General features: G+C 60.8%; 9 protein-coding genes. 3 read left to right on the forward strand and 6 right to left on the reverse strand.

Going from position 1 to position 10,211, the window contains the following annotated elements; translation table 11 throughout:
- Positions 1-252 precede the first annotated feature (252 nt).
- The 3 genes from ppnN (at position 253) to ABE459_RS24565 (ending at position 3,809) form a co-directional block, all read left to right on the forward strand.
- Positions 253-1,626: a nucleotide 5'-monophosphate nucleosidase PpnN gene (ppnN, locus tag ABE459_RS24555; RefSeq protein WP_125463733.1), complete on the forward strand. Its 1,374-nt coding sequence runs from the start codon at positions 253-255 to the stop codon at positions 1,624-1,626.
- Between the two features lie 133 nt (positions 1,627-1,759).
- A complete protein-coding gene (locus tag ABE459_RS24560; protein ID WP_110994605.1) occupies positions 1,760-2,440 on the forward strand; it encodes a response regulator transcription factor in 681 nt (226 codons plus the stop codon).
- Positions 2,418-3,809 (forward strand): HAMP domain-containing sensor histidine kinase, encoded by a 1,392-nt coding sequence (locus ABE459_RS24565; RefSeq protein WP_323831601.1) that lies wholly within the window; start codon positions 2,418-2,420, stop codon positions 3,807-3,809. The genes ABE459_RS24560 and ABE459_RS24565 overlap by 23 nt, the downstream gene beginning before the upstream one ends.
- Before the next feature lie 81 nt (positions 3,810-3,890).
- Here the strand turns inward: ABE459_RS24565 and arfB are convergent, their stop codons facing one another.
- The 6 genes from arfB to ABE459_RS24595 all read right to left on the reverse strand — a co-directional run.
- Positions 3,891-4,304 (reverse strand): alternative ribosome rescue aminoacyl-tRNA hydrolase ArfB, encoded by a 414-nt coding sequence (arfB, locus tag ABE459_RS24570; protein WP_323831603.1) that lies wholly within the window; start codon positions 4,302-4,304, stop codon positions 3,891-3,893.
- 147 nt (positions 4,305-4,451) lie between these two features.
- Positions 4,452-5,573, reverse strand: a complete 1,122-nt coding sequence (locus ABE459_RS24575) for an MFS transporter (protein WP_323831610.1) — start codon at positions 5,571-5,573, stop codon at positions 4,452-4,454.
- Positions 5,574-5,882: 309 nt separating this feature from the next.
- On the reverse strand, positions 5,883-6,194 hold the full coding sequence (locus tag ABE459_RS24580; RefSeq protein WP_323831605.1) for an Imm53 family immunity protein: 312 nt from the start codon (positions 6,192-6,194) through the stop codon (positions 5,883-5,885).
- Positions 6,195-6,259: 65 nt separating this feature from the next.
- The gene (locus ABE459_RS24585; protein ID WP_125463728.1) at positions 6,260-6,673 is read right to left on the reverse strand and encodes a hypothetical protein; all 414 of its coding nucleotides are present in this window, start codon (positions 6,671-6,673) and stop codon (positions 6,260-6,262) included.
- A gap of 295 nt (positions 6,674-6,968) precedes the next feature.
- Positions 6,969-7,349 carry a hypothetical protein gene (locus tag ABE459_RS24590; RefSeq protein ID WP_346648159.1) on the reverse strand — a complete coding sequence of 127 codons (381 nt, stop codon included), beginning with the start codon at positions 7,347-7,349 and terminating at the stop codon, positions 6,969-6,971.
- On the reverse strand, positions 7,346-10,211 hold a 2,866-nt coding region (locus tag ABE459_RS24595; RefSeq protein ID WP_323831608.1), incomplete at its 5' end, for an RHS repeat-associated core domain-containing protein. The genes ABE459_RS24590 and ABE459_RS24595, both read right to left, overlap by 4 nt.

The raw sequence follows: 10,211 nt of genomic DNA on the forward strand, positions 1-10,211 counted from the left end.
ACTCAAGACATGCACCAAGGCGGGCAGCGGTACCTTCACAGGCATAATTGGCCCGAAACAAATGTGGGAGCTGGCTTGCCAGCGATGCGCCGCGCGGGCGGCGCTCGATCTTGAGGGCAACACAAAACCCCCGCCATGCACCCAATGCCCATTCACCAGACCAGCTTTTTCAAAGCCCCCCTCGTTACCCCGCACATTTGCTTGTATGGTGTTGTCCAAGAAGGATGTTTTACCCGCACAGGAACGACTTAGATGCCCCAACGCAATGTCATCAACGCCTCCGTCAGCCCCAAAGGCAGCCTGGAGACCCTGTCGCAACGTGAAGTCCAGCAACTGAGCGAAGTCGGTACCGGCAGCCTCTACACCCTGTTCCGCCAGTGCGCCCTGGCAATCCTCAATACCGGCGCCCATGTCGACAATGCCAAGACCATTCTCGAAGCCTACAAGGACTTCGAGGTGCGCATTCATCAACAGGACCGCGGCGTGCGCCTCGAGCTGCTCAACGCCCCGGCCGATGCCTTCGTCGATGGCGAGATGATCGCCAGCACCCGCGAAATGCTGTTCAGCGCCCTGCGCGACATCGTCTACACCGAAAGCGAGCTGGCCAGCCAGCGCATCGACCTGGAGAGCTCGCAAGGCCTCACCGACTACGTCTTCCACCTGCTGCGCAACGCGCGCACCCTGCGCCCGGGCGTCGAGCCGAAAATGGTCGTGTGCTGGGGCGGCCACTCGATCAGCAGCGAGGAATACCAGTACACCAAGAAAGTCGGCCACGAGTTGGGCCTGCGCAAGCTGGACGTCTGCACCGGCTGCGGCCCGGGCGTGATGAAAGGCCCGATGAAGGGCGCCACCATCGCCCACGCCAAGCAGCGCATGCACGGCAGCCGTTACCTGGGCCTGACCGAACCGGGCATCATCGCCGCCGAGGCGCCCAACCCGATCGTCAACGAGCTGGTGATCCTGCCGGACATCGAGAAGCGTCTCGAAGCCTTCGTCCGCGTCGGCCACGGCATCATCATCTTCCCCGGCGGCGCCGGCACCGCCGAGGAGTTCCTCTACCTGCTCGGCATCCTCATGCACCCGGACAACCACGAACTGCCCTTCCCGGTCATTCTCACCGGGCCACGCAGCGCCGAGGCGTTCCTGTTGCAACTGCACGCCTTCGTCGGCGCCACCCTTGGCGAAGCCGCGCAACGCCACTACCAGATCATCATCGACGACCCGGCCGAGGTGGCCCGGCAGATGGTCGAAGGGCTCAAGGCGGTCAAGCAGTTCCGCCGCGAGCGCAACGATGCATTCCACTTCAACTGGCTGCTGAAGATCGCCGAAGGCTTCCAGCACCCGTTCGACCCCACCCATGAAAACATGGCCAACCTGGCCCTGCGCCGCGACCTGCCGCCCCATGAACTGGCCGCCAACCTGCGCCGGGCCTTCTCCGGCATCGTCGCCGGCAACGTCAAGGACAAAGGCATCCGCCTGATCGAAGAACACGGGCCGTACCAGATCCGCGGCGACGCGGCGATCCTCGACCCGCTGGGCCGCCTGCTGCAGGCGTTCGTCGACCAGCACCGGATGAAACTGCCGGGCGGCGCGGCCTATGTGCCGTGCTACCAGGTGGTGAGCTGAACAACCCCGGGGCCGCGCAAGCGGCCCCGACTGCATTCAGGCCAGGTTCCCTGGCGCAGATGAATTTTTCTTAAATCGCCGTTTGTCTATTCTTTGGCACAATCAGTCATCCCCTTTGCGCCCAGGAACCCGCATGCCACGCGTACTGACCATTGAAGACGACGCCGTCACCGGCCAGGAAATCGTCGCCGAACTCTCCAGCCACGGCCTCGACGTGGACTGGGCCGACAATGGCCGCGAGGGCCTGGCCAAAGCCATTGCCGGCGGCTACGACCTGATTACCCTGGATCGCATGCTGCCGGAGGTGGATGGCCTGACCATCGTCACCACCCTGCGCAACCTGAAGATCGCCACCCCTATCCTGATGATCAGCGCCCTGTCCGACGTCGACGAGCGGGTGCGCGGCCTGCGGGCCGGCGGCGACGACTACCTGACCAAACCCTTCGCCTCCGACGAGATGGCCGCCCGGGTCGAAGTACTGCTGCGCCGCAACAGCACACCCATGACCCAGACCCGCCTGACGGTGGCCGACCTGGAGCTGGACCTGATCAGCCATGAAGCGCGCCGTGGCGAGCAGGCGCTGAACCTGCTGCCCACCGAATACAAGCTGCTGGAATACCTGATGCGCCACGCCGGCCAGGTGATCACCCGGATGATGATCTTCGAGGAAGTCTGGGGTTACCACTTCGACCCGGGGACCAACCTGATCGACGTGCACATCGGCCGCCTGCGCAAGAAGATCGACTCCCCCGGCCAGACCCCGCTGATCCGTACCGTGCGGGGCTCCGGCTATGCCATTGCCGAACCCGTCTAAGGGCTGGAGCTCGTCGACCAGCCGCCTGCTGGCGCTGTACAGCTTCCTCTTCGTGGCCTGGAGCAGCATCCTCATGGGGGTGCTGTACTTCGAGGTCTCCAGCTATCTGAACAAACTCACCCGCCACTCGATGATGCAGCGCCAGCACCTGTTCGCCCACATGAGCGGCAAGCAGCTGGACGACGCGCTGATCGCAAGCCAGGCCTTCGAGGAGCGCAGCTTCGACGCCTACGGCCTGTTCGACCCGCAACTCAACCCGATTGGCGGGCGCATCCGCAGCATCCCGCCGGAGCTGGGCCTGGACGGCAAGATCCATGAGCTCAAGCGCTGCCTCGACGCCGACGACCCGCACCTGCCGCGCGACAGCTGCGACGCCGTGGCGATCCGGGTGCAGGATGGCCGCTGGCTGGTGCTGGTGCGCGACAACGGCTCGTTGTTCGTGGTCACCCGGATCATCTTGCATGCGCTGCTGTGGGGCATCTCGCTGACCCTGATCCCAGGCTTTGCCGGCTGGTACCTGCTGCGCCGCCGCCCGCTCAAGCGTATCCGCGCGATTCAGGCCCAGGCCGACCTGATAGTGGCCGGCGACCTGACCCACCGCCTGCCCCTGTCAGCCCGCCGCGACGAACTGGACATGCTGGCCGCCATCGTCAACGCCATGCTCGACCGCATCGAGCGCTTGATGCATGAAGTGAAAGGCGTGTGCGACAACATCGCCCACGACCTGCGCACCCCGCTGACGCGCCTGCGCGCCCAGCTCTATCGCATCCGCCAGCAGAGCGGCGCCGGTTCGCCCGAGGGGGAAGCGCTGGACCAGGCGATCGGTGAGACCGACACCCTGATGGCGCGCTTTCGCGGCTTGCTGCGCATCAGCGAACTGGAAGACCGCCAGCGCCGCGCCGGCTTCGTCCAGCTCGATCCGCACGCGCTGCTGGTGGAACTGCACGATTTCTATCTACCGCTGGCCGAAGACGGCGGCATTCGCTTGAGCCTTGAGCAACCCGCGCAGCTGGCCGCGCTGCATGGCGACCGCGAATTGCTGTTCGAGGCCCTGGCCAACCTGGTGGGCAATGCCATCAAGTTCACCCCTGAAGGCGGCGCGGTGCGCATTGCTGCGGGCCAGGATGAACAGGGTGTGCATATCGCCGTCGAGGACAGTGGCCCCGGCATCCCTGCGGATGAACGCGAGGCTGTGCTCAAACGCTTCTACCGCAGCGAGGAAGGCCACCGCCACGCAGGCTTCGGCCTGGGGCTGTCGATTGTCGCGGCGATCGTCGATCTGCATGGGTTTGGGTTGCAGGTGGATGCCAGCCCCTTGGGTGGTGCCAGGCTGGTGCTGCATTGCCCATTGGCGGGGCCTGCAAAATAGCGCCGCTGCTCAGCGCGATCTGACTTTTGACTTAAGACCGGGTCGAGATCGGGTTCAGGCTCTCGGGATTTCCTGGAGAGCCTAGAACTCCACCTTGCCCCGCCCCGCCTTGACAGTGCTGCGCCTGGCTTTTCCTTCGAGGCGGTGGGTCTTCGAGCCGAGGGTCGGCTTGGTGGGGCGGCGCTTCTTCTCGGTCTTGCCGGCAGCGATGATCAACTCGGCAAGACGCGTCAGTGCGTCAGCACGGTTCTGCTCCTGGGTGCGGTACTGTTGGGCCTTGATGATCAACACGCCGTCGCCGGTGATGCGGCTGTCACGCAGCGCCAGCAGCCGCTCCTTGTAAAACTCGGGCAGCGACGAGGCGGGAATGTCGAAGCGCAGGTGCACGGCGCTGGACACCTTGTTGACATTCTGCCCACCTGCGCCTTGCGCGCGGATGTATGTCAGTTCGATCTCGGCATCTGGCAGATGCACGTTATTGGAGATGGTCAGCATGGCATGGCCCTTGTGATTGCCCGCCATTATCACAGCCTTTGCCGCTCGCCCACAGGACAAAACACGTTTGACCTCGAACGCCCTGCTCCGCCATTGCCAATTCTGGACCTGGAGCGTAATCCATAGGCTCGTCTGGCACTTCACCCATCAAGCAGCCCGCCGCACCCACCGAAACACCTGCCCTACCAGCAACAGGTTCACCAGCGCCAGGCCGATCAGACTGTACAGCACCCCATACGCCCCCAGGTGCTCGAACAGATACCCACCCACCAACGGCGTCAACGCCTGGCCAATCAGCGCCGGCCGCGACATGCGCCCCATCAGCAACACGTATTGCGTCGGCGGCAGCATGGCCAACGGCAACAGCCCCCGCACGATGGCGCGCAGGCCATTGCCGCAGCCGAAGATCAACAACCCGATCGCCGTCGCCGCCGGGGCCAGCGTCACCAGCAGCAACCCCACCAGTACCAGGCCGGTCCACGCCAGCGCGGTCCACACCGGATGCCGTCGGCCCACCAGGATCTGCAGCAGCCGTGACGCCACCTGGCTCGGCCCGAGCATCGCAGCCAGGCCGATGGCTGCCGCCAGCGAATGCCCCATGCCCTGGAGCACCGAAACCAACTGCACGGCAATCGCGGTCATGATGATCGCGCCGATGGCGAAGATCGTCGTCAGCAGCAGGTACAAGCGCCGGTCGATGCCCTCGCCCGCCTCGCCGGCCTGAGCTTTGCGCTCAACCAACTGGCCGCCGGGGGGCAGCACCTTCCAGTACAGCGGCGCCACCACCAGCAACAGCACCACGGCATACAGCACACATGCCTGGCGCCAACCCAGCTGTTCGATCATCAGCGCCACGGTGGGCCAGGACAGCGTCGAGGCAAAGCCTGCGATCAGCGTCACCCCGGTGATCGCACGGCCCGCGCCTTCGGCATACAGCGCCCCAAGGGTGGCGAACAGCGCCTCGTACAAACCCATGGCCATACCCACGCCGATCACTGCCCAGGCCAGCAAAAACACCCCCAGGTTGGGGCTGACGGCCATCAGCAGCAGCCCAAGCGCCACCACCGCACCGCTGGCAGCCAACTGTGGGCGCCCGCCGTAGCGGGCGATCAGCCGGCTGGACAGCGGCGCCAACAGTGCCGAAACCAGCAGGCTCAGCGACAGTGCGCCATACACCCATTGGCTGGGCCAGCCGGTATCGCGGCTGATCGGCGCGGCCATCACCGCCATCAGGAAGAACGAGCCGCCCCAGACCAGGATTTGCAACACGCCGAGCCAAACGATGGCGAGATTGGAGGGGGATTTGACGGTGGAATTCACGGTGTTGCCTGTGTTGAAACAGTGATGTTTGGCGCCCATCACGGGCTATGGGAGTGGTATGCAGCGCTGTGGGGCTGGCGCTGGCAACGCATTCTAAATGTATTTGCCCCACCGCCGGGCAATCGCTTCGAACGGCCTTGGCTTCACCTCGGTAGCCACAAAGGATACTGCTCGAAGTCGTACTTGCGCTGGCTCCAGTCCGGCACCTTGTGCAGCCGGATCGGGCTCTTGCACAATGTCAGGGCGACCGGGATGAAGCTAAGTGGCTAGGGTCGCGCGACCTGATAAGCAGGGCCACTCAAGCCATTTAGCAGCCGTTTCCAGAAGCTCTTGTAGATTTAGTGAGCCGCCATATGCTTGAAATGCTGTGTCGTCTGCGTTGATTACTATCCAGTCCGTGTCGCTTCTTTCAATATTGATATTTAGGTTGCTTTTGCTATTTGCGCCAGTGATTTTGATTTTCCAGCCTGGGTTGTCAATGTTGGAGATCTCAATGCCGAATGAATGTTCCCAAACATCATTGCATTGACTGCTGTACCAGCCTTGTAGTTTTTCGATCAGATTTTCCAACCGCAAAATCCTTGCCGCCATGAGAGTTCTCTGCAGCAGCCGAAACTTGCCGGCGGCATCAGTCTTTAAACCACACCTCGGATGCGATGACATATTGTGGTGTCACGCGCCCAGATAGACCACTCAGAGCTATCGGCCGCCTCGATAAATATTTCGACATTACTGAGATTTTTAGCTTCTATTTCTTCGCGACAGAGGATTGCTCCAGCTTTTGCTGCAATCAGTTGCAAGTCTATTGTCTGCTCCAATGAACGTGCAAAAAATCTCAGCTCAGGCCATGTCATGGAAATGCCATTATTCGAAGATCGGATGTTCTCTTCAAAAGAGTCCATTGAGTTTCCTGATGGAGGGCAACCCACCCCGTAAAAATCGAATATATACCAACTCCATGAATTATCAGGGATGAACCCTAGCACATCTTCAAGTGAAATCTTCGAGCCACTCGGACTATACATAGGAAATGAGAGCATTTGCATCATGGCATCTCCATAGGGATTGCGGTGCCGTGCTGCCGTGTTCCCCCTGTAGGGTTCGGGAGCCAGTTATGCTGATGTGGGCACGGGTGGTTTTGAGGACGGCCATGATCAATAAAATCAATGTCACGGATGGGAACAAGGTTTCCGTTCTCATATCCCCATTCACGGGCCTGATTATAAGCACCTCTGCGTCCATCTCTCCTACCCAACTGCGTGTGTGGTGCATCTACATCCGGCTAGGGGGGGATTTATTTTCTCTACATGAGGCCATTAAAAAAATAAAGCCACTCCCCGTTACTCAATTATTTATATGGCATATGCGCAGAAGCTCCTCAATGTCGTCGTCATTGTGTGAGTGGTAGTGCTTTCCAAGCAGCTCAATCTCCATCTCCTCTATTGAAGATAAATAGTTCTGAATTCTCCAGGCATCGAGCTTTCCTGGGTTTTTTTCCATGTCGTCATGGGCATCTATTAGTTCGCCTGTAGAGCGCTTTTTAAAGCATATTCCTGCTCCGTGCTTTTTGAACCTCCAAGACTCCTGATTAATTTTTATAACCCCATGTTTCGGCCAGCTTTTTCCATTCTTTGCCAGTACCAGGTAGGCGCACACTAATTGCTGCTGAATATCCGAAAAGTCTTTGGTTATCTCAATGAATTCTTTTTTTGTAATTTTTTTCATGAGCACCTCGACTCATACATATCATTCTCAAGTTTCTTTGCGACTTCTGGATCAACTTCATGCACTATAACTGGAGCCTTGGGCATACCTGCTTTGCTCGCAGCCTGAGCTCTATGATGCCCGTCGATTATTATTATCTGACCATTGACCTCTGCTACATCCACCGGGTGATCATGATCGTAGCCGTTCTTTCGCATCCTTGAAGCAAGTTTGTCAACTTTATTTCGCGACATTTCTGCGCGGCTCTGCCTGGACCTTAGGTTTCTTGGGTCAATTTCTTTCGGTTTGTCTGGGCAGATCTCACAACTGCATACTGTGTCACCCATTTTTTTAGATAGACCTAGCGGGTCGATCCAGGAAATAGGATTGGGGGAGTAGACAAATAAATTTAAGCCGCCAGAATATTTTATAGGGTCGCTGCTTATAAACCTGCCAAGTTGGAAGTCAAAATATCGATAGCGATTGTAGTGCAGCCCCGTCTCATGGTCGTGGTACTGCCCTTGGAAGCGAATCGGGTTACCTAGGCCGTGCTGCTTGGCCCACGCCGAGCGCTCTTCGCGCACCTCACCCCAGGCCTTGTACTGTCCGGCCCAAGCGACATTGCCTTGCTCATCGGTCAGTTCCATAGGCGTGCCGAGGTGGTCGCAGTGATACCAGGCAATCGCCTCGAACGGCTGTGGTTTCACCTCGGTATGCCACAGCGGATCCTGCTCGAAGTCGTACTCGCGCTGACTCCAGTCCGGCACCTTGTGCAGCCGGATCGGGCTCTTGCGCAGGGCCTGGGCAACCGGCACGAAGCTGCCCGGCTCATACAGGTAATGCACCGTACGCCCGGTATCGCCTTCATCGAGAGGCGGTGAGCTTTCCCAGGCTAGCGTGTCACCATCCCAACCGAACAGGGTGAAGCCACAGCCGAGTTCGCGCTGGCGCTTGGCCCGTTGCAGCTGGTTCCAGCCGGTGCCCGCCTCGGGGCGATCCCAGAAATGCGCCACCGAATACTTGTGCAGGCGTCGGCCCAGGGCGTCGTAGCTGTAGTCAACCTTGAGCTTGTCATCGTTGTATGAGGCCAGCCGGTCGAACAGGTCCCAGGTGAAGTGGGCATGGGACCCGTTGTGCAACCGGTGGATCAGGTTGCCGCGTTCGTCGTATTTGTAGTGAGTCCCGGCGTACTCGCGCAGCAGGTTGTCCATCAGCTTGTTACGGCGTGGATCGGCTTCCAGCGGGCGATTCAGCTCCTGAGTCTTCTGGTCCAGCAGGTTGCCGGCCGGGTCGAAGGCGAAGGTTTCCACGCCCAGGCGGCTGGTGGCCTTGAGCAGGCGGCCTACCGGGTCGTACTGGTACTCCAACGGACCACGACGGCTGTCGTTGATGTTGGTCAACTGGCTGGCAGCGTCGTAGCGGTACTGACGCTTGAGCAACGTGGACTGGCCGTCATGGCTGCCCAGCAGCTGCTCCTGCAAACGCCCGGCCGGGTCCCAGGCCTGGGTCTGCATCAACTTATTGCCCTGATGCCGCACGATTTCGCGGTGCAGGTCATCGCGCTCGTAGGCCAGCATTTCGTGCTGGTCGAGGGTCATGCCGAGCAGGTGGCCACTGCCGTAAGTCAACCAGCTGACCTTGTGGCCGTCCGGGCGAATCGTCGCGGTGCGCTGGTTGAGCGCGTCGTACTGGTGCTGCCACACCGCAACCATCGGCGTGCCGGTGGCCAGGTAATACTGATGCTCGCGGCTCAGGTTGCCGGCGTCATCAAAGAACCATTGCAGCTTGCTGGCGGCGTTCACTGCCTGGATCAGTTGGCCGTTGCCGTCGTAGGCGAAGGTTTCGCGCTGGCTCTGGTTACCCAGGCGGGCCGTACGCTCACTCAATCGGCCCATGGGGTCGAAGGTCAATTCGATACGGCGCTGGCCAACCTGGGTCGAGGCGAGGCGACCGCTATGCGGGTCGTACTGGTAGCGGGTGACCAGGCCATCGAAGCCGGTCTCCTGCAGCAGCCGGCCCACCGGGTCGTAGAGGAAGGTGGCCTTGCTCGCGTTCTCGTTTTCCAGGCCGATCAAGCGGCCAAGCTTGTCCCAGCGATAACGCAGGGTGTGTTCGTTGGCGTCGATGCGTTCGCTCAGCAGGCCTGCGGCGCTGTAGGCCCAGGTGGTGCAGCGCTCGAGGGCATCGACATGCGCCAGCAGACGGCCTTCGGCATCGTAGTTGAAGCGCTCTTCGGTCTTGTCGGGATGGGTGACCTTGGCCAGTTGCCCGGCCTGGTATTCGTAGGCGGTCGTGTAGCCCGCCGCATCGGTGAAGTCGGTCAGCTGGCCAAGGGTGTTGTAGGCCCAGGCACTGCTCTTGCCCGAGCAGTCGGTGTACTCAAGCAACTGCCCGGCGTCGTTGTAGGCGAGTGTCTTTTCGTTGCCCAACGCATCCTTGATCGCCTTGACCAACCCGGCCGGGGTGTAGGCGAACTCGGTCTTGTTACCCAGCGGATCGACGCTTTCGACCAGGTTGCCGCGCTCGTCATAGTCGCGTAGCCACAAGCCACCCTCGGCATCGCGCAGTTTGATCGGCTGGTCGTGATCGTCGTAGGCGTAGTGCACCGTGCTGTGGTCGGCGCGGATGTGCTGCAGCAGGTTGCTGCGTTCATCGTAGGCGTAGCGGTCCTGGCTGCCGTCGGGGTGCACGTGGCGGATGACGTTCTTGCGCGGGTCGCGGAACAGCCACTCCTCCCGGCCGTCCGGGTGGATCAGGCGGTAGGTGTAGCCCAGGGCGTCGTAGTAGTGCCAGGTCTCCTGGCCGTGGGCATCGGTGACATAAGTCAGGCGGATGTTCGGGTCCCAGGCCAGGCGGGTCTCGAAGCTGCCGTCGTCGGCCCAT

This window comes from Pseudomonas sp. TWI923, from assembly GCF_039673365.1.
Classification (GTDB): Bacteria; Pseudomonadota; Gammaproteobacteria; order Pseudomonadales; family Pseudomonadaceae; genus Aquipseudomonas; species Aquipseudomonas sichuanensis.